Origin of the sequence: Paraburkholderia sp. RL17-373-BIF-A, assembly GCF_046030175.1 — a bacterium.
In the GTDB taxonomy this organism is placed as follows: domain Bacteria; phylum Pseudomonadota; class Gammaproteobacteria; order Burkholderiales; family Burkholderiaceae; genus Paraburkholderia.
Map to the genome: position 1 here is coordinate 1 of NZ_JARESO010000248.1, position 1,547 is coordinate 1,547.

Sequence of the window (1,547 nt, forward strand, 5' to 3'; positions counted from 1 at the left end):
CCCATTAGTCGGCCGGAGTCAAGGTACAAATCTCTTCCCCCTTGCGATTGCCATGTCGATATGTTTTTCATCGACATGGCAATCGCAAGGACGCTTGTGGTGCGTCTCCTGTCTGCAGGATCAATATCGCATCCGGTTTCTCAAAGCTGGTTGCGAAACGGATCGCACCAGACACCCATCTGGATCAAGCATGCCGTGAGGTAAGTCACGTGTGCCCTGGCGGCCATGGCCGCCCCGGAGAAACGTTGGTGCCGGACGAGGTCCAAGGGGTTGGTCAAAGCCGTGGCTGTTGCGTGTGCAACGCCAGTCAAACGTGGCTCCCCGCCCGGGCGACCCGATTGCTTGCAGACAGTCGGTGAGGTGAAGCAAAGGGAAGACCCAATCAAAGCCATGGCTGTGCACCAGTCAAGTTACCGGGTTCGTTCCCCTTGCATCACCTGCTAGCCAAAACAGCGAACTGTCTCAAATGGTTTGTGCTCCCGAAGCATGTGATAGCAGGCGCGAGCCAGCTTGTGCGCTAGTGCCTTGATCGCAACGATGCCGTTGCGCATTCGCTTCTTGCGTTCGTAAAAGCGCCTGGCTTGCGGACACGTACGGATCGCGAAGTTGGCCGCTTCGACAAACGCCCATGCCAGATAGCGGTTCCCGTTCTTCGTGTTGCCTTCGCCTTTCTTCCTGCTGTTGCTTTCGCGCCTGCTGTCCACGCAGCGACAGTAAGAACTGAAGTGGCCAACGGTGGCAAATCGCGAGATGGTGCCAGTTTCCAGCATGATAGTGGTCGCCAGCACCGGACCAATGCCGGGCACCGTGTTCAGCAGCGCGTAATCCGGATTCAGTTTCACCTGCTGCATGAGTCGCTTTTCGACGATCTCGATCTGCTGCTGAAGCGTTTGCAGGACCGCCAGGTTGGCCCGGATCGCGAGCGTTACGTCGGGCGCAAAACCGAATCGGCTCACCTGCGCGCCATCGAGGCGCTTGACCTGCGGCCCGTGCATCTGAGAACCAGTATGCCGCGCGAACAGGTTGCCGATCGCGAGAATCTGGGTGGTGCGGCACTGCACGAGCTGCATCCGTTTGCGTGCAAGGTCGCGTACCTGCCGTCCGTCCGCGGGGTAGATGTAGCCTTCGGGCAGCAGCCCCAGACGCAGTAATTGTGCGAGATGGGCCGCATCGGTGAAGTCACCACTGAATTTCAGCCCCTCGTACTGCCTGATCGCTGCCGGGTTGGCGAGATGAACATGGTATCCATCCGCAAACAGTGCATCGACCAACCAGTACCAGTTGTACGTCGCCTCGATGACCACACCTTCCAGTTCTTCGCGATGCGGCGCCAGTGCGGCGCGGATCTGCAACGCGTCGTTGGGCAACCGCCGCTGGTAGACGATGTGGTCCACCTCATCGCTGACCACGACCACACTGTTGTTCGAGTGCAGGTCGATTCCGCTAAACTTTTTCATGCCGGCCTCCTGTGCGTCACGTCGGTGTCGCAACCTTGACTCTACGCCAGCCGTCCTACCGGAACGGCGCGAGGCCGACTATATGATTAT

At 58.8% G+C, this 1,547-nt stretch carries 1 protein-coding gene; it reads right to left on the reverse strand.

Going from position 1 to position 1,547, the window contains the following annotated elements:
* Positions 1-440: 440 nt before the first annotated feature.
* Entirely contained in the window at positions 441-1,457 is a 1,017-nt protein-coding gene (locus P0D80_RS50070; RefSeq protein WP_408296155.1) for an IS110 family RNA-guided transposase, read from the reverse strand.
* Positions 1,458-1,547 lie beyond the last annotated feature (90 nt).